This is a genomic window from Mycobacterium liflandii (genome assembly GCF_022354805.1).
Lineage (GTDB): Bacteria > Actinomycetota > Actinomycetes > Mycobacteriales > Mycobacteriaceae > Mycobacterium > Mycobacterium marinum.
This window is the reverse complement of sequence record NZ_CP023138.1, coordinates 3,181,322-3,203,574: the sequence shown is the minus strand read 5'-3', so window position 1 is coordinate 3,203,574 and position 22,253 is coordinate 3,181,322. Positions and strand designations below refer to the sequence as shown.

The following is a 22,253-nucleotide window of genomic DNA, read 5'->3' as shown; positions in this document are numbered from 1 at the left end:
AATGTCCGCGACGATGTCAAAGCGCGGGATTCCAGTTGCCGTCAATCACTTCGGGTGGGTGCTGAGCCTGTAACCGTTCCCGTTCGGTGCGTCGGCGCTTGATTCGTAGCCGCGCATCGGCCGGCATGGTTACCAACTCGTCGGCGGTCAAATAGTAGACATCATCGATGGTGTCCATCAGATCGGCCGTTACCCGACGAGATGCCAGTTCGCGCAAAGTCATCCGGAGGTCGTGGGTGAACCGGATGGTGGTGTCATGGGCGAGTTCGCGCGAACCGCGGGCACTGGCGGCCAAGCGCTGGGACAAGGTCGGCGCCGCCGCCGGTGTCGCGGGTGCTGCTGCGGCTTTGGCCGCCGCTGTCAGCAGCAGCGCCGGATCGTCACCGAAAGACGGGTTGGCCAGCTCCGCTTCGCCGCAACCCCGATGCGCGAGCCGGGCAACCGTAGCGTCAAGTGCGGCGGCCGCTGATGCCGATAGGGCTAGGATGCTGTCGACGTTGCCGTCGCGGGCCAGCGCACACAACGGAGCATCGGCGCGCAGGATTTCGGTCAGCGCCGCGGTCTCCGCGGCGATACGGCCGCTTTCCATGATCACGCCGACACCGGAGACGCTGGTTCCGGCCCGGGTGTGCTCGAGCGTTGCGGCGGTAACACCTGTATCGATGACCCATAGCGCCGTGAGGATCCAGCCTTGGTGAATCCGGTCCCGTAACAATCGAATCCGAACTTCCAGGCTGGCGTCGGGCAGCGTAGAGAGCTGCTCGGCGCCAACGTGTTCGTCAGCCGCCGCGGTCACGTAAGCCTGCGTATCAGCACGGATATGACGTAACAGGGAAAGCGACCGCGCCGTCACCAGCACCTTGGCCGCCGACCGCAGGGGTCCACCGGTCAGCTGGGGCCGGCCGAACGGCAGCAGCTCGGTGACCTGGGTGTTACCCCCCAATGCTTGCTGGGTGACTGCTCGCTCATTCCAGCCGGGCAATTGGGTCGCGGCGACGAGATTGGCCGACACCCCAACATAGGGGCGATGACCGAACACCGCGATAGCCCGGCTCCCCCACTCCTCGGCGACCACGTCGCCAACGGCGAGCACTTGGCCCATCGCTCGCCCCGCAGCGCGCAACCCGCTCATCTGGACGTCCAGGGTCATCGGGGTCAGCGGCCCGGGCAGCGCCTCGGCGAGACTGGCCGCGCTGAAGACTGGGAACCGCGGGTCGATCCGGTCGTCGAACTCGCCCTCCAGCCCGTCTGGTGCCGCGGAATCCAGGGCGGTCCCGTCGGCGGGCGTCAGTCGCGGTGTCGGCTCCACCGGTAGCGCCAACTGGGCCGAACCGATGGTCGCACCGGCGGGATCTAGTCTGCGCCCGACCAGGCCACGGCCGGTATCGACGATCGCATCGGTGGCCTGCCACCCGTACTGAAAGTTCCAATCTTCCTGTGCTGCAGCGATATCCATCTCAGGGATCAACTGTGACCAGCCTTGAACCCGGTGCGGCCGCAACCGCGGGTCGACTGATCCGAGCAGCCGCCACGCGGTGACCACGTTTGTGGTGTCGGGCGTGGCCAGGTCGACGACACCATTGCGGTCGGTGTCCAGCGCCAGAACCAGGAACCGGACCAGATCGTCGAGGTGCAGTACCCGCATCGGCCGGGCGGAGACCTTGGAGCGCATCAGGGTCGCGACCGTGCGACACACCATCCAGTCGAGCTGGCGGCCGACCGGCGGTGCAATGCGGATGACCAAACTCGGTGCCCAACCGGTCGACACCAGTGTCTCGGCTTGTTGATAAAGCTCCGGTGAGCCCGCGGCCTGGGACACGAACAGCAACCGGGCGCCGGCGCGGGCCGCAGCGTTGCTCACGTGTGCCAAGCCGGTGATGCCCGCGGCACCCGGCGCGCCCTTCTCGACAGGGGCGAGGTGAATCACCGCGTCCGCTTCGCTGGCTAACTCCAATAGCACTGGGTTGCGCAGCGATGCGCAAACAAAATCGACGTTGGGATCCAGGTAGTCGTGTGGGTGGGAAGATATACCGCTTACGGTGTGTCCCGCAGCGATCAGCTGACGTGTGACCAGCCGCCCGATCGCTCCCGCGGCGTCGGTAACCAGGACGTGCACCTTACTCACCTCCCCCAACGCTTTCCATGACAATAGGCATGTTGGCCCCATTTGCGCGACACTTGAGTCTCGACCGTGACACTTCGGTGCTGGATGCGCCCGCTATTACCGGTGGGGCCGGTTACCGCAATGTCGCGTTGCCATCGGCAGCGATGGCAACCTTTGCCCCGGCGATGTCCTCATGCACGGTGGCATTGGCCGATGCGGGATCGGTGATCACGCCTAAGGTACGCGCCCCGGTGGGCGTGCGCACGGCGACGAAGGCCTTCTCGGGTTGCCCGTCTCTGGTGAAGGGCGTTGTCCAGGCCTCGACGGCGCCGACGCCGTCCCATCCGACCAGGGCGGCCCGGGTGGGCTCGCGGTCCACCAGCGGTTGCACGTCTTCCCAGCGGAACTCCGCGGGTGGCTCGGTGCCGTACACGCCGATGCTGTGCTTGGTCAGGTAGCCGCCGTTGGCGGTGATCAGCCCGCGCCGGCCGGGGTTGGCCGCCAATAACTCGGCCATGGTGGCAATCGAATGTGTGACGTAGTTGTTCCACGGGCCCCCGGCAAAGGTCAGTCCGCCGGTGACGGTCAACGGCCGGTCGGCATCGTCGACAGGCAGCCCGAGTTCGTGTGCGGCAACCTGCACCGCGGACGGGAAACACGAGTACAGGTCGACGTAGTCGGCATCGTTGATGCCCAGACCGGCGAGTTCCAACGCGCGTGCCCCGGCAATTCGGATGGCCGGCGACTGGTGCAGCTCGGCGCGCTCGGCAATCGAGAAGGTGTCGTGCGCCTCGGTCCCGGTCTGCGGGTAGACCCAGCGTTCGGTGGGCACCCGCAGCCGTGTCGCCTGCTCGACCGACGTGAGGATCAGGGCGGCGCCCTGGTCAACCATGTTGTTGGAGTTCATCAGCTTGGTGTAGGGCCAGCTGATCATCCGGTTCTGCGGGCCGGGCCGACAAATCTGTTCGGCAGTCATCGGGGTGCGGATCCAGGCGTGCGGGTTATCCACCGCGACCGCGTTGAACCCCGCCCACAGTCGGCCGACTCTGCTGCGGTGGTCCTCGATTGACTCGCCGTTGGCGATGCGTAGCGCCTGCTCGAACATCGGATAGACGTAGGCGGGCCGATCCAGCTTGATTCTGATTTCGCTCTCGCCGGCCATCGGCACATCCTGGCCGGCGACCCGCGGCAGCGGAACGGATTCGTCCTGAAGCGTCCAGGTCAGTCGGGCGCCCTTGGACTTCAGACCGGTCCTGGTCCGCCACGTCTCGGCGCCAGCGATCAACACCACCCCGGCTCGACCCCGCTGTACGTCCAGGCACGCCTGGCTGACCAGAGACTGCGGTGTGTTGCCGCCGACGCTGCTGTAGCTGGTGGCGAAACCACTGGCCTGCAGCCGCTCGCCGAGCAACTGGCCGGGATTGCGGTAGTGCGCCGAGAGCACGCGGACCACGCGAATGGAGTCAACGGCCGCGAGCACCCGGGAATCGGCCGCCTGCTGCGCCGCGGCGAGCATCAGATCGACAGGCTCGACCGACGGCATGGTGGGGTCGATTTCATCGCGGTAGTTGACCTGGCCGTAGCCGATCAGCACCGGCGTGCGGGGGTCTACGGCCATGAATCGAACCTAGCGCCGCCCCTCGCCGGCCACCGCACGTCGCGCTCGACCTCGGGCCGGCGGCGCAATCGAGCGAGCGAAGGCGTCACCGGCTTTCCCCGGAGCCCTGCTGTTCGGTGGCCAGCTGCTCGGAGTTAGCCGACGGGGCGAACAGCACGCCTTCGGTGATCAGGAACTCGATTTCTTCCGGGCTCATGTCCAGCAGCTCAGTGCAGATCTCTCGGGTGTCCTGACCCGGCTGCGGCGCGGGTCGTTGTGGTGACTGCGGGATATGGCGAAACGGCGCCGGGCCGGTCTCCGCGGGCAGCGGGCGTGCGATGAGCGGATGGGTCATGTCGCGGAACAGGTTTCGCGCGATTAGTTGCGGGTCCTCCAGAAGGTCCGGCGGGCGGTTCATCGGGCCCGCTGCAATCCCTGCCGCTTGCAGCGCCTGGGCCGCCTCGAATGGGGTGTGGTCGGCGGTCCAGGCCGACACGACTGCGACCAATTCGGCGCGATTGGCCATGCGCGACTCGGCCGAGGCGAAGCGCGGGTCATCGGCCAGTTCGGGTTGGTCGATCAGTTTCGCCGCACAGCGCCATTCGTTGTCCGAGCAGATGGTGACGACGCACCACTCGTCGTCACCGGCGCAGGGGCATACCGCGTGCACACTGAGGTCATTGCGGACTTCGGCGATGCCGGCGGCCAGTGCGGCCTCGGTGACGAACAGGGTGTCGAGCTGATTGACCACAACTTCGGCTTGCGAGATGTGTACGTGGGCTCCGGTACCGGTGCGGTGACGGTGGATCAGCGCGGCCAGCGCCAGGACGGCAACGATTCGCCCGACAACGTGGTCGGGGAAAATTGTCGTGGCGTCCTAGAAGGCATGCCGGGAACCGTCGGTAGCGGCGTCTTCGGATGTCCACACCCGGGTCACGCCGGTGGTGGCTCGCACCAGCGGGCCGTATCCCAGCCGGGTACTCCAGGGGCCGCGATTACCGAACGCGCTGCTGCCGGCGAGCACGATGTGCGGGTTGAGGGCATGGAGGTTGGCGTAATTGAAGCCCAGCGAGGTCAGGGTGCCCGGCTTGAAGTTGGCGAACACGGCGTCGGCCGCGGCGACCAGGCGACCGAAAATTTGCTTGCCCTCGGGGCTGCGCAGGTCGAGGCCGAGCGCACGATGATTACGGTGCGTCCAGGCAAACGACTCACTCATCGCGTCACCGGCACGGGCCTGTCGTAGCCCGTCGGGGTAGTCGGCGCTTTCGACCTTGATGACCTCGGCGCCCAGGTCGCCGAACAGCCGGCTCAGCTCGCCCCCCGCGACGATGATGCCCAGATCGAGAATCCGCAGCCCTTCGAGCGGGTAGCCCCCCACGCTGGCCGTGCTCGCAAGCTCCGGAGCCGGGTCGGCCAGCCAGCGCGGCTGGTCTTGGCCCACGGCGGGTGCGGGAGTGTGAAACCCCGCCCGCTGCTCGTTGACCACGAAGTATCCGGTGGGGACCTTGGTATGCACCCCGGGGACCAGTTCGGCCTCGGTGATGGCTCCCACCGCCTGGAAGTGTTCGGAGGCCAGAATCCGCGACGGTGTGAGGACGGCCGCAATCGGGACCCCGTGGGCTTGGCCGGCAGCCACCAGCTCCTTCATCGTCTGGGGGGCAAACAGCGCCGCAACCAACTCACTGATCTGCGGCCAGGCCGCGAAACGAGCACCGATCACGTCGTACTTGGGATCCTGAAAGTCTGGTGGTTCCCCCAGCCAGCGGCGTAGGCCGCGCCACTGGCGCGGCGCCATCACGCACAATCGCACGTACCCGTCCTGGCACGGGTAGATCGGGTAGGCGTCCTGGTTTTTCGGGCGTCCCCGCCACCGCGCACTGCTTCGGATGCCGGCCGCGACCTGCCCGTGTGCCCCGAATGCGGGATCAAGAGCCATCACCACCGCATCGAAGCGCGAGAAGTCGATGTAATCGCCGGTACCGCAACGCAATTTGTTGTAGTAGGCGGCCAGCACCGACCAGGTCGCCTGGACCGCGGCTGTCGCCGAAGCGATGCCATCTGGCGGCAATACCGGGGTGCCGGTGGTGGGCCCTGACCGTGATAGCGATCCCGACATCGCGTAGAGCACCGCGTCGGTTGCCCGCCACGACGATCGCGGACCCGATGCACCGAAGTCGGTGAACGACAGCACCACCAGGTGGGGGCAGCGATCGGCTAGCTCCACACACGATGTCCCGTAGCTGCTGGCCTGCCCCGGCAGACCGCTGTCGACGAGGATGTCGGCGCCGGCGGCCAGCTCGAGCAGCCGTGCCCGGTCGGCTGCGTCGTTGGGGTCCAGCACCACGCTGCGCTTGTTGGCGTTGTGCACGGCGAACGGAATGCTGGCGCCCGCCAGCGTGGGCGCTTGGTTACGTCCGGGGCTCCCGCCGGGCGGCTCCACCTTGAGGACGTCGGCGCCGAGGTCGGCGAGCAAGCGCGCGACCGTGTCGGCGGTACCGCCGGACAAGTCCAGGACGCGCACCGCGGCGAGCAGCTGGTCGGCCATTTGCATACCGTAGCCGCCGGGTGGCAGCGGGCTCCGCATCAAACGGGCCGCCGACCGGCCAAGCGCATCGGTGCGGCCTCGGCCAGTCGATGATTCCGCGCCGGGCGGCTAGGTCAGTGAGCAGCGGTAGCGCATTTGGTCGACCGGGGTGTCGCCGATGATCTCGGTGCGACGCGTGCCGTCGAAATTCCATCCATCGCGTTCATAGAAGCGCCGAGCGCGGGCATTGCCATCCAGGACCCATAACACGGCTGCGGTGACGCCAACCCGCCGCAGCCGTTCCCGGGCGGCAGTCATGAGCAACCGTCCGACGCCGGTGCAGACATGCTCGGGATCGACATAGATCGCCCGGAGCTCACCGAAGTTCGACAGCTCCGTGTCGCGGGATAGACCGGTGGTGGCCAGGCCGCGGATCGCCGAACCGTCGACCGCCACCTGGATGGAGGGTAGTCGCAACCCCATCCGGCCAACGGTGTAGCGGTCGACCCAGTCTTGCGGGCTGAGATTGTCGAGGTAATCCTGGGAAATCAGTCCCCGGAATGCCCACTGCCACGAACGCACATGCACCCGGGCCACGTCATAGGCATCCTCCGGGGTGGCTGCGCGGACCTCGATCATGGTTGCAGTATCGAGACTGTCTGCCGCTATGGCCATTCAATCGGCGTGCGCGCCCATCACCAGGGCCATTTGCGCAGCGGAGCCGTCAGTGCTGTGCTTGGCGGGTCGACTAGTTGACACCCGTCAAAGTCGGGGAGGGCGAAATGGCAGATTCGACAACCATCGGCGTCAGGGTCCGGGACAAAGTCATCGTGATCACCGGCGGTGCACGGGGAATCGGGCTGGCAACCGCGACCGCGCTGCACAAGCTGGGTGCCAAAGTCGCGATCAGCGACGTTGACGAACCCGCTGTGAAGGAGGCCGGCGCCGACCTCGGCCTCGAGGTGTACGGCAAACTCGATGTCACCGACCCAAATTCCTTCTCGGACTTCCTCGATCAAGTCGAGCGCCAACTCGGCCCGCTCGACGTGCTGGTGAACAATGCCGGCATCATGCCTGTCGGGCGGATTGTCGACGAGCCGGATTCGGTGACCCGGCGCATTCTGGACATCAATGTCTACGGCGTCATGGTGGGCAGCAAGCTGGCGGCTCAGCGAATGGTTCCCCGCGGGCGGGGCCACGTCATCAACGTCGCATCGCTGGCCGGCGAGATCTACGTGGTGGGCCTGGCCACCTATTGCGCAAGCAAGCACGCGGTGATCGCATTCACCGATGCCGCCAGGATCGAATACCGCACCACCGGGGTGAAGTTCTCCATGGTGTTGCCGACCTTCGTCAACACCGAACTCGCGTCGGGGACGCCGGGGATGAAAGGGTTCAAGAACGCTGAGCCCTCTGACATCGCCGACGCAATCGTCGCGCTGGTGGCCAATCCCAAGCCTCGCGTGCGGGTCACCAAAGCGGCCGGCGCCATGATCGCCTCGCAGAAGTACCTCCCCCGCTGGCTGTCCGAAGGCCTCAACCGACTCCTCGGGGGTGAGCATGTCTTCACCGACGACGTCGACGCCGCCAAGCGCGAGGCCTACGAGGCCCGCGCCCGCGGCGAAACCGGAGAAAGCTGAGCGCCGTCAACGGGTTGTTCATCGACGGCACGCACAATCGATGAGATGAGCCCAGAAAATCGTGCCACCAGCGAACCCGCTCCCCTGTCCGACGACGACCTGGCCCTCATTGACGCCTATTGGCGCGCCGCCAACTACCTGTCGGTCGGTCAGATCTATCTGCTGGACAATCCACTGTTGGCCGAACCGCTGGTGCCCACGCACGTCAAACCCCGGCTGCTGGGGCACTGGGGCACCACCCCCGGCCTCAATCTGATCTACGCGCACCTGAACCGGATAATTCGCGAGCGCGACGCCAACGTCATCTACGTCACCGGGCCCGGCCACGGGGGCCCGGACTGGTAGCCAATGCGTACTTGGAAGGCACCTACAGCGAGGTGTACAGCGCCATCGCGGAGAACACCGACGGAATGCGGCGGCTGTTTCGCCAGTTTTCCTTTCCGGGCGGGATTCCCAGCCATGTCGCGGCGCAGACGCCCGGGTCCATTCATGAGGGCGGCGAGCTCGGCTACGCGCTGGTGCATGCTTACGGCGCGGCCTTCGACAACCCCGACCTGGTGGTCGCCTGCGTGGTCGGTGACGGTGAAGCCGAGACCGGTCCACTGGCGACAAGCTGGCATTCGAACAAGTTCCTCAACCCCGCCATCGACGGGGCGGTGCTGCCGATCTTGCATCTCAACGGCTACAAGATCGCCAATCCGACCGTGCTGGCCCGCATTCCGCATGACGAGCTCGAATCGCTGTTGCGCGGCTACGGCTACCGGCCCATCACGGTGGCCGGCGATGATCCGCCCCGTGTGCACCAGCAGCTGGCCGGCGCGCTCGACGAGGCGTTCGACGAGATCGCCGCGATTCAGCTCGCCGCCCGCACCGGCGGCGATATCAAGCGGCCGGTATGGCCAATGATCGTGCTACGCACCCCCAAGGGCTGGACGGGGCCAAAAGTCGTCGACGGCAAGAAGGTCGAGGGCACCTGGCGATCCCATCAGGTTCCGCTAGCTGACACCCACGACAACGCGCAGCACCGTGACCAGCTTGAAGAATGGCTGCGCAGCTACCGGCCCCACGAGCTGTTCGACGATCACGGCAAGCTGCGAGCGCAGCTGCGGGCGATGGCTCCCAGCGGCAATCGACGGATGAGCGCCAACCCGCACGCCAACGGCGGGCTCTTGTTGCGTGACCTCGATCTGCCCGACTTCCGCGACTACGCGGTGCAGGTCAACAGCCCGGGCACCGAAATCCACGAAGCCACTCGGGTACTCGGGACATTTCTGCGCGATGTGATCAGGCGAAACCCGGATCGATTCCGTCTGATGGGTCCGGATGAGACGGCGTCGAATCGGCTCAGCGCCGTATTCGAGGCAACCGGCCGAACCTGGCTGTCGGAGACCACGGCCGATGACGACCACCTTTCGGCCGAAGGCCGCGTGATGGAGGTGCTGTCAGAACATCTGTGTCAGGGCTGGCTGGAAGGTTATCTACTGACCGGCCGCCACGGCATGTTCGATTGCTACGAGGCCTTCGTGCATATCGTCGACTCGATGTTCAATCAGCACACGAAATGGCTTTCCACCAGCCGGGAGCTGCCGTGGCGGCGGCCGATCGCATCGCTGAACTACCTGCTGAGTTCCCACGTGTGGCGGCAGGACCACAACGGCGCTTCCCATCAGGATCCCGGGTTCATCGACCTGGTCGCCAACAAGCGTCCGGAGGTGGTCCGCGTCTACTTGCCGCCGGACGGGAACACCTTGCTTTCGGTTGCCGACCACTGCCTGCGTAGCCGCAACTACGTCAACGTCATCGTCGCCGGCAAGCAGCCCGCGCTGGCTTATCTGGATATGGACGAGGCCATCGCGCACTGCACCCGGGGACTGGGCATCTGGCAGTGGGCGAGTACGGCCAGCGGCGAGCCCGACGTGGTGCTGGCCTGCGCGGGAGACATTCCGACGTTGGAGACACTGGCGGCCGCCGATATCCTGCGTCGCGAACTGCCCGACCTGGGTGTCCGGGTGGTCAACGTCGTCGACATCATGCGTTTGCAGCCGGAGTCCGAGCACCCCCACGGCTTGCCGGACCGCGAGTTCGATGCGCTGTTCACCCGCGACAAGCCGGTCATTTTCGCCTACCACGGCTATCCATGGCTGATCCACCGCCTTGCTTACCGTCGTGCCAACCATGCCCGCATCCATGTGCGCGGGTTCAAGGAGCGAGGCACCACGACTACGCCGTTCGACATGGTGATGCTCAATGACCTGGATCGCTTCCACCTGGTGATCGACGTCATCGACCGGGTGGTGGGCCTGTCCAGCCGGGCTGCGGTGCTGCGGCAGCGGATGGCCGATGCGCGCCTGGCAGCGCGCCAGTACACGCGTGAGCATGGTGAGGACGACCCGCGAATTGCGGATTGGGCCTGGGAGCCGAGCGAGCAGAGCGAGCTTGGCGAGTGATGGGAGCGAGGCGACCCATGCTTCGGCGCTAGCCTGTGTAGGTGGCGCATGTGTTGACGGTCAACTTGGCTCGTACCCGGGCGAATCCCGACGTGCGTTCGACGTCGGAATTGACGGGTATCGACAAAGTGGCGGCGGATGAGGCGGTAATGGTCCGTGCCCCCGGCCCATGCAAGGGGGCCTGGGGAGCGGTCTGGTCGGGGACACCATCGGCAATCACAACTTCCATGGGGGTGACGATCAGGCGGTGTACGCCTACTCGCGAGAAGACCTTGACGCGTGGGAGGCGCAACTGCAGCGCACCCTCACCAACGGAATCTTCGGCGAAAATCTGACGACCTCGGGCCTCGACGTCACTGGCGCGCGGATCGGGGAACACTGGCGTATCGGCGCCGACGGCTTGGTGCTGGAAGTCTCCGCGCCGCGGGTCCCGTGCCGCACGTTCGCGGCGTTCTTGAATCTGAAGCAATGGATCAAGACCTTCACCCAGGCCGGCAAGCCCGGCGCCTACTTACGGGTGATCTCGCCGGGAACGGTGCGCGCCGGCGACACGATCACCGTCGACCACCGGCCTGATCACGACGTGACCATTGGGCTGGTATTTCGTGCTCGGATGGCTGAACCCGACCTGCTTCCCAAGCTGCTGGCGGCAGATGCGCTGCCGGCGGAAATCAAGGCGGATGTGCGCCGTCGGCTGGCGTCCAACACTGGCTGAGCGCGTCGGCCTCGGCGACTGTGAGCAAGTAGACACTCGACGTGCGTCGGTGCGCATACGACAGCAAGGAATCACCGGTGAGCACGGCGCCGCGGGGCGGCCCGATCCTTTCGAGCTGCTGTTGGCCCCGCCGAGTTTGTAAGGGTTGTCTGCCCTTTCGGTGATGTGGGCCGAGGAGACGAGCGGGCGGCCGCATCTCGCGGCCGCCCCGGTTGCCCTTGCCTGCAGTTAGCCGGTACCGCTGGCGCCGACGAAAAACGGAGGTGGACGACCGCCCCGCAGGTAGAATCGGTCGGCATGCGTGACCATGCGACGACGGCCCCTCACCCGGATGCGCTAGTGACGCAGCTTTCCGCGCTGCACAGGTTGCGTATCCACCTTGATGTCGCGGTTGTTGTGGTGGTGTTGGTGCTGACAAATCTTATTGCGCACTTCACCACGCCGTGGGCGAGCATCGCGACCGTCCCGGCGGCCGCGGTCGGGCTGGTCATCCTGGTGCGTAGCAGGGGTCTGGGCTGGGCCGAGTTGGGGTTGGGGCGGGATCACTGGAGATCTGGGATGCTCTACGCGCTGGCCGCGGTTGGCCTGGTGGTCCTGGTGATCTCGGTAGGTGTGCTGTTGCCGATGACTCGGCCGATGTTCATGAACAACCACTACGCGACGGTTTCTGGCGCCGTGATTGCCTCTATGGTCATCATCCCGCTGCAAACGGTCATCCCCGAGGAGCTCGCCTTCCGCGGGGTGCTGCATGGGGCGCTGAATCGGGCTTGGGGATTTCGCGGGGTGGCGCTGGCGGGATCATTGTTGTTCGGACTTTGGCACGTCGCGACGTCGCTGGGACTGACCAGTAGCAACGTCGGTTTCACCCGGTTGTTCGGTGGCGGGATAGTCGGGATGGTCGCCGGCGTCGTCTTGGCGGTCCTGGCCACCGGGGCCGCCGGCTTCGTCTTCAGCTGGTTGCGCCGCCGCAGCGGAAGCTTGATCGCGCCGATCGCCCTGCATTGGTCGCTGAACGGCGTGGGTGCCCTGGCGGCCGCTGTGGTCTGGCACCTGTCGAGCTGAACCTCGTTACACGATCAACACCGCGGCGCCGGCGATGCGGCCCGCGCTGAGGTCGCTGAGCGCGCGGTCAGCCTGCCCGAGCGGGTATTCGGGCGTGGTGACCTCGATATGATGCTGGCCCGCAAAGTTGAGGAAAGCCCGGGCATCACCGCGGGTGTTGGACGTCACCGACCTGATCTGACGTTCCTGGAACAAGTGACGCTGATAGTTCAGCGGCGGGATGTCGCTGAGATGAATCCCGGCGACCGCCAGGGTGCCACCACGGTCGAGGCCCGCCAGAGCCGGCAACACCAGCTCCCCTACCGGGGCGAACAGGATCGCGGCATCCAACGGTACCGGTGGTGGGTCGGCGGCCCCCTGAGCCGATGCGGCGCCAAGCTCGAGTGCCAACTCACGCGCCTCGGCTCCACGGGTCATCACATGCACCTCGGCTCCCTGGGCCAACGCGACCTGTGCGGTGATGTGCGCGCTGCCGCCGAACCCATACAGGCCCAACCTGCCGCCGGGTGGTAGTTCGGCCCGCAGCAGGGAGCGGTAACCGATGATGCCGGCGCACAGCAGTGGGGCCAGCTCGCTATCGCTGTAGCCGCTGGGCAGATGGTGGGCAAACGCCGCGGGAACGGTGGTGAATTCTGCGTATCCCCCGTCAGCGTCCCATCCGGTGTAGAGGGACTTCGGGCACAGGTTCTCATCGCCACGGCGGCAGTACTTGCACACCCCGCAGGTGTGGCGCAGCCAGGCGATGCCCACCCGGTCGCCGACGGCGAACTCGTCGCCGGCCTCGGCCCCTACTTCTACGACCTCTCCGACCACCTCATGTCCCGGCGTCACCCGCTCCCGGTGCACCGCCAGATCGCCCTCGGTGACGTGGAGGTCGGTGCGGCACACGCCGCATGCTCGCACCGCCACGAGCAGTTCGGAGGGCGCCGGTCTTGGTACTTCGACGTTCACCCGCTCCAGCGGGCCGGTGTCGATGGGACCGGGCCGGCGCACCTGCCATGCGCTCATCGTCGGGGTACTCGCGGGTGCGGCCATCAGTCCATGATGACGCTATCGCCAGGGACGGCTCGACCCGCCACGGTCAGCAGGGATCCAACGCGCTAGTGGCGGGCCTTGCCCGCGATCCAGAGCAGGATCACCGAGCCCAGGATCGCGGTGAACAAGGTGAACCACCAGCCGCCGGCGGCGGTGTCGACAAAGAAGCTCAGCAAGAAGCCACCGATCAGCGCGCCGATGACGCCGATCACGATATTCATCAGAATGCCGGATCCGGCGCCTTTGACGATCTTGCCGGCAATCCACCCGGCGAGCGCTCCGATGATGATGTAGCCGAGCCAGCCGACACTGGTCAAGGTGCTGGAGCGAGCCAGGAATTCGGTAGCTGCCATGACGTCCATCGGGATCTCCTTGCAATCACTGGCAAGGTCCAACTGCGGTGTCGGACCGTGACTTCGGTATACCCCGTTCGGGTAACGATGGGGATGCGATTCTGCGAAGCAGAGAATATCCCCGCCTAGTTGGCGGGGACTATCTTGTCAGGGGCAGTACGGCCTCAGGTCGGTTGTGTTCGCGGTGCTGGGGCGACGGTCGGAGCCACCCCAGCGGCCGGCGCGGGAGCCGGTGCGGGGACGGGTTCCGGCGCGCCCGGTTGCGGCGCGGGCTCACCCGGCGCAGGCGCCGGTGCCGGTGCCGGTGGTGGCATCCACGGCCGGATCGACTCCGCCAGTACCTTCGCCGCACCCTTGTCGACGGGGTCATTCGAGGTTCCCAGCCAGACCACAAACCAGCGCTGCGGCGGTCCTTCGTTGGGCGTGCTGCCCGCGGGAGTGCCGACTACGCCGGTCCAGATCTGTCCGTTGGGCTTGGACTCATCGCTGAACTTCACTTCGTAGTGCGACGCGCTTCCGGTTATCCCGTTGGCGTTGAGCGGAATGGTTTCCTGATTGATCCGGGTGCCGGGATAAGGCATGAAGAACTCACCCATATCCGATCCCAGCCGGACGGCGGCCTTGGGATTGGTGGCCTCCGCGCTGGCGTAGAGCTTCTGGTCCAACCGCCCCAACACGACTCGCGTGTCGTTGGCAATCGGCGGGGCCTGTCCTGGCATGGGTGGCTCGCCCGTCATCTTGCTCAGCAGCGCCGACCCGTAGTCGAGGTGCGAAGCGTCGGACTCGACCCAGCCCGCCGGAACGACGAAGCTGAAACCACCGACCGCATTGTTGACCCGCCCGGGCTCCGGTGCATTCGGGTCAACCACCGGTGGTGGTGGGGCGTTGGGGTCAGCTGGTGGTGGTGGGGCGTTGGGGTCAGCTGGTGGTGGTGGGGCGTTGGGGTCTGCCGGTGGTGGTGGGGCGTTGGGGTCCGCTGGTGGCGGTGCGGCATTGGGATCCGCCGGTGGCGCCGCGGTGGTCGACGGTGCCGGCGCAGGCGCCGGGTCGGCGCTGGCGGTCGCCGGAAGGGCAATGGAGACAACGCTGGCACTGCTCACCGCTGCGAGCGCTAGCGTTGTCCAGAGTCCGTGGCGACGTCGCTTGTTGGGGTCCACCTCATGCATGGCGACGAACCTACCGTGTTATGGCCGCGAAGCAAGGATGGCCTGCCCATGTCTTCGCTGATCGTGACGGACCCGGTGGCAATCCCCTAGCGGGCTACCTGGCGGCGCAATGCTTGATGTAACGCCACCTCATGAGCCTTGACGCTGAACCACACTCGCGCCCCGGGCGTCAGCTTCAACTCGGCGGCAGCGTCGACGGTGATGCTCGCGGCCAGGCCGGGCAAGCCGTCGGGCTGGTCCTCACTGCGCACCAACACGGCCGGCCCACGAGTCTGTAGATCTGCCACGGTCACCTCGGCCGTATTGCGTGGGCTGCCGTGCGGCGGTTCGAGGTGCACTGCCACCGCGGTCGGCGGGAACACGGCGATGGCGTCTTGCCCAAAATCGAGCGCTTCATCGAGGTCTCGGGCCGGTGTTCCCCTCCATTGGCTACCGAAGCGGGTGTGCAGGGACCCGTCACGGCCGATGGTGCCGCTGACCAGGTTGACCCCCGCGATGCGAGCTCCGAAATTGCTGCGCGGCGCGGCCAGTACGTCGGCGGCCGCGCCGATTTCGGAGATCCGGCCGGCCTCGAGAATCAGCACCCGATCGGCCAGTGTGCATACATCGAGCAGGTCATGAGATATCAAAATTACGGCGCATCCGCTGTCGACCACCATGGCGCGCAGCACCGCCCGGATGGCCGCGGCCGCGGCGACATCGAGTCCGGTCAGCGGCTCATCGAGCAGCAGCACATCTGGTTCGGCCGCCAGCGCCCGGGCGATGGCGACGCGCTGGACTTGGCCGCCGGACAGCTGTCGCGGCCGGCGATCTACCAACTGCTCGGCGCCCACCTTGGCTAGCCACCGTAGTGCCGATTCGCGTTGCTGGCGGCGACCGGAGCGCAACGTGCCGCGACGGTGATGTGGACCGAACGCCACGTTGGCGCCCACGCTCATGTGCGGGAACAGCAGCGGGTCCTGCAGCAGTAAACCGACTTTGCGGTCGTGGGTTGCCACGTCGATGCCCGCGGCGGTATCGGTCAGCACCCGCTCGCCTAGACGAACCACTCCGTTGTCAGGGCGAACCAGCCCGGCGATGACGTGTAAGACGGAAGACTTTCCGGCGCCGTTGGGCCCCAGGATCGCCAGCACCTCGCCCGCCGCCACCGAGAACTCGACGTCTAGACGACGGTCCGCAACGACCGCGCGAAGCTCTAGCGCGCTCACACCGCGCCGTCCCGTGTCGGCGGCACCGTGCACGCCTGAATTCTGCGAATTGCGCCTGACGTCACGACCCGCGAAATCCGCGCCATACTGTCGGCACTGGGCACCCGATTTGCCCACCACTACGACGCATGCTCACACCCTAAGTGACGGCGAGCATGACCGATGGCCGGTCGCCGCGAGCGGCTAGTGGTGTCCGCTGAAGATGATTCGCATCATCTTCAGATTGATGCGGACGAATCGCCACATCTGCACCGGAAGATTCTGCCGCATGCGCAGTTTGGCTCCGGTGGGTAGTGGGGCGTCGGCAATGCGTTCGGCGGTCCGGACATCCACGTCTGAGCCGCTTTTGTCCGCGTCTGTAAGGTCCATGGAAGCGCCTTTCATTCAGGGATCAGCCACCAGAACGGCCTGGCCTTGGCCTTGTAGATGAACAGGTAGTGCAGCAGCACCTTGATCCAGTGCCCCGCCAGGCCAAGCTCACCGGAGGTGCCGCTGATGTCGCGGCCGGTCTGCGGGTAGCGCACCGGGTCGGGCACGACCGGAAACATGGTCATCGCGGCCGTCGAACCCTCACGCAGGCCGGTTCCGGCCGAGGCGATGCATGCGGCGCCCATGGTCGCCATCGAGGCTTGGTGGGCCGGACTCGCGGCGTTGTTGGTGATGCGATCGCGAATGGTCTCGGCCACGGTCTTGGCCATGATGCCCGACGGCATGCCGGTTCGGGGTGGGCTGGGGGTGATCACCGTCCCGGTAACGCTCTTGCGCGGTTTGGAGATTGGGTGCGGCGGCGCGAACGCGATGCCGGGCGCGAAGATGTTCGGATAGGCCACGGATTCGTAGGTGTGTGGCCAGTCCTCGGCGGTCCACTCGTCGTAGGGCTTGCCCGAATAGTCGGCGTCGACCTTGAGGAAGCCCGATGGCGCGAACAACGTGGACGTGATGTCGTTGCCGTCCCGGTCGTAGGCGGCCAGGCTGGCGCCCCTAAATGGTGGCAGCAGCATCGCAAAGTCAAAGTCCAGATCGTGTTCTTTGCCGTCGAGCTGTTCGTAGCGCAGCTTGCCGTCCATCACCTCGTGCACGTGGGCCTGCGTGATCGCCTTGACGCCACGTTCGCGGAATAGCGATTCGGTCCACAGCCGGCTGGACTGCATGAATCCCTTGTCGACGAATCTCATGCCGTCGACCCCGAAATCACCCAGCTCGTACTCATTGGTCAGATAGATGACCTCGGCCAAGTCGCGCACACCGGCGGCGCGCAGTCGATGTTCGACGTTGAAGGTGTACTCGAACGCTGCCCCTTCGCAGGTGCAGGTGCCATGCCCGACACCGATAACGAGGCGCTGCCGCTGGCCGGCCCGCAACTTGGCGATGACCCCGTCGAGCGCCTTGGCGGCCTCGGTGGCGTGGTCGGCAGTACACACCGAATACGAGTGCCCCTCGGGACCGAGGCCCGGCGTCGCCGCGAAATTCAGCTGAGGGCCCGTCGCATTGATCAAATAGTCGTAGCTAAGGCTGCCGGTCTCGCCGCGTCGCCCTTCCTCGGTGTACGTGAAGTCCACCGACGGTGTCTGCTGTTCACCGGTGCCCTCGGCACCGGATAGCAGTTGCCAGCGCCTGGTGAAAGACGATGCCTTTGCGCTGGTAGATCGGTTTGAGGGGAATCAACACCTTCGTCGGTTCCATCCGCCCCACGCCGACCCAGATATTGGATGGAATCCAGTTCCAGTCGGCGTTCGGAGAGATAACGACGATCTCGTGTGCGCGGGGAAGCCATCGGCGCAGGTGCAGCGCGGCGGCATGGCCCGCGATGCCGGCGCCGAGGATAACGACTCGTGCCATTGGTCGCTCCTTGATTGAACTCAACTACAGCTGAGGTAGCTAGCCGATCATCATTCTATACCCCCTAGGGTATTTTGTTAAGTGGTATCGACGATCGGATGTCCAGTTGCGGCCGCCGACGCAATCTGGGGCTACCCGCATTGCGCGCGCGGCATGGAGTCCTCCGGCGCGGCTTGGATAAGTTGTGTAGGTGGGTCATTCAGATAACAACGTGAACGCCGGAATGCTGGGCGGTGTCTCTGAAACCGCATTGCTGACCCTCAACGGCAGGGCTCACCAAGCCGCCAAGCCGAACCCGATCATCGATGACCCGATGGCGATCAAACTTGTTGAATCCATCGATTTCGACTTCGAGAAGTTTGGACGCCGCGGCCAAGAGATGGCGTTGCGATCGCTGGCCGTTGATCGGTGTGAGATCGCATACCTCACCAAGCATCCGGGGGCTACCGTGGTGGCGCTCGCGGAGGGCTTTCAGACCGGGTTCTGGCGGGTGAGCAATGCGCTACCAGATACGCAATTTCGTTGGGTATCGCTCGATCTGGAGCCCGTAATGGAACTGCGGCGGCGCCTGCTGCCGGATTCTGCGCGCGTCACCAACCTCGCACAGTCCGCCTTGGACTACACGTGGATGGACAAGGTCGACTCGCGCGCCGGCGTCTTCATCACCGCCGAAGGTCTACTGATGTATCTGCAGCCCAATCAGGCAATGGAGCTGATCAGTCAGTGCGCCAAGCGCTTTGCCGGTGGACAGATGTTCTTCGACCTGCCACCCACCATCGTCAAGCGGGTTGCCCCCAAGGGTATGCGTGCCTCCAGGCGCTACCGCGTTCCGCCGATGCCATTCAGCCTGTCGGTGAACCAGCTCGCGAGGCTGGTCGACACCGTGCCCGGAATCCGCGCGGTGCACGATGTGCCGATGCCCGAAGGCCGCGGGCTGTTCTTCAGGACCCTCTACCCCGCCCTGTGGCGTTTCCGCCGATCAAGCCATTCCGCGGCGCCTACGTCCTGCTCGAGTTCGACTGACCCACCCGAAGCTACCCCGCCTGGCCGCCGGTCAATCGGCGCGCCCCCAGGCTCAGAACCACCAGCGCGGCCACCGCGACCAGCAGCAGTGACAATGCGATCGCCGCGTCGGGATCATTCACCCGCTGCAGGTAGATCTCGAGCGGCAGCGTGCGGGTGACACCTTGGCGGGATCCGGCGAAAGTCAAGGTTGCGCCGAACTCCCCCAGCGACCGGGCGAAGGCGAGTACAGCACCGGACACCAGACCCGGCATCAGTAGCGGCAGCGTGACCTTCCACCAGACCGCGCTGGGCCGCGCTCCCAGCGTCGCCGCGACAACTTCATAGTCCGCGCCCGCGGTGCGCGCCGCTCCCTCGAGCGATACCACCAGGAATGGCAGCGAGACGAACGTCTGCGCCAGCACCACGGCCGTCGTGCTGAACGCGATCGTGATACCGCCCGCCTCTAGGTAACGCCCGATCAGGCCAAGTCGGCCGAATGCGTAGAGCAGCGCGATACCCCCCACTACCGGTGGCAGCACCAGCGGCAGCAGGATCAGCGGCCGCATCAGCCGCATGAGCCGCGCCCGGCTACGGGCCAGGACCAGCGCCATCGGCACGCCCAGGAGTACGCATATCGCGGTGCTCGCCGAGGCGGTCTTCAAGCTCAGCACGAGTGCCGTCCGAGACGACGTGCTGGTGATCAGGGACCAGAAATTCGGCCAATCGACCTTGGCCGCCATCGCGACCAGCGGCAGAATCACCAAACCCATCCCCGCGGTAGCGGGTAGGTAAACCCAGCGGGGCAGCTCCGGTGGTCCGTGCATATCGGCTCGTCAGGGCTTGGCGAAACCAGACTGATCCAGGATGCGGCGTCCTGTCTCGGCCGTGACCATGTCGACGAATTTACGCGCCAGCCCCGGTTGGGGGACGTTGCTGAGCACCGCGATGGGATAGACGTTCACCGCGGGTGCGGCCTGGGGAAACTTGATAGTGCTCACGGTGCTTCCCGCGCTCATCGCATCGGTGAGGTAGACCAGCGCGGCGTCGGCTTGTCCGGTCGTGACCTTGTTGAGGACATCGGTAACGCTGAGTTCTTCACTAACCGGGTTGAGGTGGACCCCGGTGCCGTCTTCGATGCGCTGCGTGGCCGCGCCACAGGGCACCTGCTGCTGGCAGACCACAACGGTTAGATCCGATCGAGAGAGGTCGGCGAACGATCCGACGTGCTTCGGATTGCCCAGCGCGGTGACGATGACCAGTGTGTTGGAGGCGAAGTTCGTCGGATCTGCGGCGAGCAGACCGGCTTTGGCGACCGTGTCCATCTGAGCGGTGTCCGCTGAGGCGAAGACGTCCGCGGTGGCGCCCTGGGTGAGTTGGGTGGCCAACTCGGAGGAACCGGCGAAATCGAGCTCGACACCGACGCCCGGGTTGGCGGTCTTGAACCGTTCACCTATCTGGGTGAAGGCGGTCTTCAGCGATGCCGCGGCAAAGATCGTGATCGAGCGAGCACCTTCGGCCAGCCGTGACGGCGAACCGCAGCCCACCACCCAGACCAGCAGCGCCGACACCATGCCGGCCAGCATCCCGACCCGAGTCACCGGTCAAACCTAGCAGCGACCTCGGAGGCTTCTGCCAGCGAGAACGGGCGGGTCCGTTGCTGACGAATCGTTACCCAAATCATCTGCTCGGCGCGACCGCGCGGAGTTTCGTCAAATTGCTACTGTCCAGTAACATGGGTGCGGATTGATGCCATAACATGCTGAGATCCCAGGCAACAATCCTGTCGTGTGTGACCATCGGGACGATGTTTTCAACGCGCCGAGTGGAAACATAAACGCTGGTGAAGTGCCAGGGTCTGGGTTCAACGGTGAACACGAGGAGGTCATGGCAGTGGAGGTGCTGGTCACCGGCGGCGACACCGATCTGGGACGCACAGTAGCCGAGGGCTTTCGCGACGACGGTCACAAAGTGACTCTTGTCGGCGCCCGGCGCGACGATCTCGAGGTGGTCGCCAAGGAACTCGACGCAGACGCGATCGCCTGCGACATCACCAATCCGGCCAGCCTGGCAGAGGTGCGCGGGTTGTTCCCCCACCATCTGGACACCATCGTCAACGTGCCGGCGCCGACCTGGGATGCCGGCGATCCGCGCACCTACTCGCTGGCGGACACCGCCACGGCGTGGCGCAATGCACTGGACACCACCGTGCTCTCGGCGGTGTTGACCGTGCAGTGTGTCGGCGACCATCTGCGATCTGGCGGTTCGATCATCAGCGTGGTGGCGGAGAACCCACCAGCGGGCAGCGTCGATGCGGCGATCAAGGGTGCCCTGTCGAATTGGGTCGCCGGGCAAGCCGAGATCTACGGCACCCGCGGCATCACGGTCAACGCCGTGGCTTGCGGACGCAGTGTGCAGGCGGGTTATGAAGGGTTGTCGCGCACGCCGGCTCCGGTGGCCGCGGAGATCGCCCGGCTGGCGCTGTTTCTCACCACCCCGGCGGCTCGGCACATCACCGGCCAGACGCTTCATGTGAGCCACGGCGCGCTCGCTCACTTCGCCTGAGGCAATTCGGTTCTCTTGGCTTTTCGGAGCCGATCGCTACGGTAGAGCCCGTGGCTATCCGGCTTGGTTTCCAGATCCCGAGTTTCTCCTACGGTACCGGCGTCGACAAGCTTTTTCCGTCAGTCATCGCGCAGGCGCGCGAGGCCGAGGCGGCCGGCTTCGACTCGCTTTTCTTGATGGACCATTTCTATCAACTGCCGATGTTGGGGACACCGGACCAGCCCATGCTGGAGGCCTACACCGCCCTGGGCGCGCTGGCCACCGCTACCGAGCGGCTGCAACTGGGCACTCTGGTGACCGGCAATACGTACCGTAACCCCGCGTTGTTGGCAAAGATCATCACGACGCTGGATGTGGTCAGTGCCGGACGTGCGGTCCTCGGCATCGGCGCTGGATGGTTCGAACTCGAACACCGCCAGCTCGGCTACGAGTTCGGCACCTTCACCGACCGATTCAATCGGCTCGAGGAGGCGTTGCAGATTCTTGATCCGATGATCAAGGGTGAGCATCCGACCTTCTCCGGGAGTTGGTACCAAGCCGAATCGGCGATGGCCGAACCCCGTTACCGTGACCGCATCCCGATCTTGATCGGCGGCGGGGGTGAGAAGAAGACCTTCCGCATCGCCGCCCACTGGGCCGATCATCTCAACATCGTCGCGGCGCTGGATGAATTGCCTCGCAAGATGGATGCCGTCGCCGCCCGATGCGAGGAAGCGGGGCGGGATCCATCAACACTGGAAACCAGTGTGATGCTCACGGTGGTGGTCGACGAGAAGGCCAAGGTGGAGCGCCTTCCCGCAGAGACGAGCAGGCGCATGGTGACCGGCAGCCCGGCACAGATCGCCGATCAGGTGCAAACCAAAGTGCTCGACACCGGCATTGACGGCGTGATCATGAACCTCTCCGCGCACGGCCACTCCCCCGGCCTGATCACCACCGTTGCCGAGGCACTGCGCCCGCTGTTGACCGGGTAGGCCGCTCAGGGTTTGTGCGATG

The 22,253-nt window shown here is 65.7% G+C and carries 14 protein-coding genes and 5 pseudogenes; 7 read left to right on the top strand and 12 right to left on the bottom strand.

Annotated elements, in window-relative coordinates:
• Positions 1 to 16: 16 nt before the first annotated feature.
• The 4 genes and pseudogenes from CKW46_RS14395 to CKW46_RS14380 all read right to left on the bottom strand — a co-directional run bounded on the left by CKW46_RS14395 (position 17) and on the right by CKW46_RS14380 (position 6,864).
• A complete protein-coding gene (locus CKW46_RS14395; RefSeq protein ID WP_117437241.1) occupies positions 17 to 2,116 on the bottom strand; it encodes an NAD(P)H-binding protein in 2,100 nt (699 codons plus the stop codon).
• A gap of 121 nt (positions 2,117 to 2,237) precedes the next feature.
• Positions 2,238 to 3,722, bottom strand: coding sequence for an acetyl-CoA acetyltransferase (locus tag CKW46_RS14390; RefSeq protein ID WP_482053294.1), 1,485 nt, complete (start codon positions 3,720 to 3,722; stop codon positions 2,238 to 2,240).
• 85 nt (positions 3,723 to 3,807) lie between these two features.
• Positions 3,808 to 6,252, bottom strand: a pseudogene (locus tag CKW46_RS14385) (CaiB/BaiF CoA transferase family protein).
• Between the two features lie 102 nt (positions 6,253 to 6,354).
• Positions 6,355 to 6,864, bottom strand: coding sequence for a GNAT family N-acetyltransferase (locus CKW46_RS14380; RefSeq protein ID WP_015355520.1), 510 nt, complete (start codon positions 6,862 to 6,864; stop codon positions 6,355 to 6,357).
• Positions 6,865 to 7,007: 143 nt separating this feature from the next.
• Here CKW46_RS14380 and CKW46_RS14375 point away from each other — a divergent pair, with 143 nt between their 5' ends.
• The 4 genes and pseudogenes from CKW46_RS14375 (at position 7,008) to CKW46_RS14360 (ending at position 12,089) form a co-directional block, all read left to right on the top strand.
• Entirely contained in the window at positions 7,008 to 7,865 is an 858-nt protein-coding gene (locus CKW46_RS14375) for an SDR family oxidoreductase (RefSeq protein ID WP_015355519.1), read from the top strand.
• Between the two features lie 45 nt (positions 7,866 to 7,910).
• Positions 7,911 to 10,312, top strand: a pseudogene (locus CKW46_RS14370) (phosphoketolase family protein).
• Positions 10,313 to 10,362: 50 nt separating this feature from the next.
• Positions 10,363 to 11,027 (top strand): annotated as a pseudogene (locus CKW46_RS14365) (MOSC domain-containing protein).
• A 297-nt stretch (positions 11,028 to 11,324) separates the two neighbouring features.
• Positions 11,325 to 12,089 (top strand): CPBP family intramembrane glutamic endopeptidase, encoded by a 765-nt coding sequence (locus CKW46_RS14360; protein ID WP_482053293.1) that lies wholly within the window; start codon positions 11,325 to 11,327, stop codon positions 12,087 to 12,089.
• A gap of 6 nt (positions 12,090 to 12,095) precedes the next feature.
• Here CKW46_RS14360 and CKW46_RS14355 read toward each other — a convergent pair whose 3' ends face one another.
• From CKW46_RS14355 to CKW46_RS14330, 6 genes and pseudogenes are all read right to left on the bottom strand, one after another.
• The gene (locus CKW46_RS14355; protein ID WP_020725277.1) at positions 12,096 to 13,124 is read right to left on the bottom strand and encodes a zinc-binding alcohol dehydrogenase family protein; all 1,029 of its coding nucleotides are present in this window, start codon (positions 13,122 to 13,124) and stop codon (positions 12,096 to 12,098) included.
• 65 nt (positions 13,125 to 13,189) lie between these two features.
• Positions 13,190 to 13,486, bottom strand: coding sequence for a GlsB/YeaQ/YmgE family stress response membrane protein (locus tag CKW46_RS14350; RefSeq protein WP_015355515.1), 297 nt, complete (start codon positions 13,484 to 13,486; stop codon positions 13,190 to 13,192).
• Between the two features lie 155 nt (positions 13,487 to 13,641).
• Positions 13,642 to 14,643, bottom strand: coding sequence for an alanine and proline-rich secreted protein Apa (locus CKW46_RS14345; protein WP_482053292.1), 1,002 nt, complete (start codon positions 14,641 to 14,643; stop codon positions 13,642 to 13,644).
• Positions 14,644 to 14,729: 86 nt separating this feature from the next.
• Positions 14,730 to 15,851, bottom strand: a complete 1,122-nt coding sequence (locus CKW46_RS14340; protein WP_011740881.1) for a sulfate/molybdate ABC transporter ATP-binding protein — start codon at positions 15,849 to 15,851, stop codon at positions 14,730 to 14,732.
• A 183-nt stretch (positions 15,852 to 16,034) separates the two neighbouring features.
• Positions 16,035 to 16,220 carry a hypothetical protein gene (locus tag CKW46_RS14335; protein ID WP_015355512.1) on the bottom strand — a complete coding sequence of 62 codons (186 nt, stop codon included), beginning with the start codon at positions 16,218 to 16,220 and terminating at the stop codon, positions 16,035 to 16,037.
• An 11-nt stretch (positions 16,221 to 16,231) separates the two neighbouring features.
• Positions 16,232 to 17,690: pseudogene (locus tag CKW46_RS14330) on the bottom strand (NAD(P)/FAD-dependent oxidoreductase).
• 190 nt (positions 17,691 to 17,880) lie between these two features.
• Here CKW46_RS14330 and CKW46_RS14325 point away from each other — a divergent pair.
• A pseudogene (locus CKW46_RS14325) lies at positions 17,881 to 18,713 on the top strand (class I SAM-dependent methyltransferase).
• Between the two features lie 11 nt (positions 18,714 to 18,724).
• Here the strand turns inward: CKW46_RS14325 and CKW46_RS14320 are convergent.
• Together CKW46_RS14320 and modA are read right to left on the bottom strand one after the other, a co-directional pair.
• Positions 18,725 to 19,519, bottom strand: a complete 795-nt coding sequence (locus CKW46_RS14320; RefSeq protein ID WP_020787460.1) for an ABC transporter permease — start codon at positions 19,517 to 19,519, stop codon at positions 18,725 to 18,727.
• Positions 19,520 to 19,528: 9 nt separating this feature from the next.
• Positions 19,529 to 20,293, bottom strand: coding sequence for a molybdate ABC transporter substrate-binding protein (gene modA / locus CKW46_RS14315; RefSeq protein ID WP_252872592.1), 765 nt, complete (start codon positions 20,291 to 20,293; stop codon positions 19,529 to 19,531).
• 286 nt (positions 20,294 to 20,579) lie between these two features.
• Here modA and CKW46_RS14310 point away from each other — a divergent pair, with 286 nt between their 5' ends.
• Positions 20,580 to 21,257 (top strand): SDR family oxidoreductase, encoded by a 678-nt coding sequence (locus CKW46_RS14310; RefSeq protein WP_012394441.1) that lies wholly within the window; start codon positions 20,580 to 20,582, stop codon positions 21,255 to 21,257.
• A gap of 50 nt (positions 21,258 to 21,307) precedes the next feature.
• Positions 21,308 to 22,231, top strand: coding sequence for an LLM class F420-dependent oxidoreductase (locus tag CKW46_RS14305; protein ID WP_117437247.1), 924 nt, complete (start codon positions 21,308 to 21,310; stop codon positions 22,229 to 22,231).
• The last annotated feature ends 22 nt before the right edge of the window (positions 22,232 to 22,253 follow it).

What these genes read in the sequence shown, in the direction of transcription:
- CKW46_RS14390 (WP_482053294.1), bottom strand. Translation starts at nt 3,722, where the DNA reads ATGGCCGTAGACCCCCGCACGCCGGTGCTGATCGGCTACGGCCAGGTC.
- CKW46_RS14380 (WP_015355520.1), bottom strand. Translation starts at nt 6,864, where the DNA reads ATGATCGAGGTCCGCGCAGCCACCCCGGAGGATGCCTATGACGTGGCC.
- CKW46_RS14375 (WP_015355519.1), top strand. Translation starts at nt 7,008, where the DNA reads ATGGCAGATTCGACAACCATCGGCGTCAGGGTCCGGGACAAAGTCATC.
- CKW46_RS14360 (WP_482053293.1), top strand. Translation starts at nt 11,325, where the DNA reads ATGCGTGACCATGCGACGACGGCCCCTCACCCGGATGCGCTAGTGACG.
- CKW46_RS14355 (WP_020725277.1), bottom strand. Translation starts at nt 13,124, where the DNA reads ATGGCCGCACCCGCGAGTACCCCGACGATGAGCGCATGGCAGGTGCGC.
- CKW46_RS14350 (WP_015355515.1), bottom strand. Translation starts at nt 13,486, where the DNA reads ATGGACGTCATGGCAGCTACCGAATTCCTGGCTCGCTCCAGCACCTTG.
- CKW46_RS14345 (WP_482053292.1), bottom strand. Translation starts at nt 14,643, where the DNA reads ATGCATGAGGTGGACCCCAACAAGCGACGTCGCCACGGACTCTGGACA.
- CKW46_RS14335 (WP_015355512.1), bottom strand. Translation starts at nt 16,220, where the DNA reads ATGGACCTTACAGACGCGGACAAAAGCGGCTCAGACGTGGATGTCCGG.
- CKW46_RS14320 (WP_020787460.1), bottom strand. Translation starts at nt 19,519, where the DNA reads ATGCACGGACCACCGGAGCTGCCCCGCTGGGTTTACCTACCCGCTACC.
- CKW46_RS14310 (WP_012394441.1), top strand. Translation starts at nt 20,580, where the DNA reads ATGGCAGTGGAGGTGCTGGTCACCGGCGGCGACACCGATCTGGGACGC.